This is a genomic window from Acinetobacter sp. ESBL14 (assembly GCF_036668815.1).
GTDB lineage: Bacteria > Pseudomonadota > Gammaproteobacteria > Pseudomonadales > Moraxellaceae > Acinetobacter > Acinetobacter gyllenbergii.
Window position 1 is genome coordinate 1 of the sequence record NZ_JAZEVS010000094.1, and the last position, 225, is coordinate 225.

The following is a 225-nucleotide window of genomic DNA, read 5'->3' on the forward strand; positions in this document are numbered from 1 at the left end:
ACTTGGCAGGCAATGTCGGTACAGATACAGGTACAGTGACAATCGATACGATTGCACCGAATGCGCCAGACATTGATCCAATCAATGCCGTTGATCCAATTACAGGAACAGCAGAACCTGGTTCGACAGTAACCGTGACCTTCCCGAATGGCACCACAGTTCAAGTACCAACCGATCCAATCACAGGTGCGTGGACAGTACCAAATCCAGGCAATCTGGTTGATG

1 pseudogene is annotated in these 225 nt (G+C 49.3%); it reads left to right on the top strand.

The features are described 5' to 3' along the window. Nucleotides 1–225: pseudogene (locus V6E90_RS21775) on the top strand (Ig-like domain-containing protein); the annotation flags it as partial.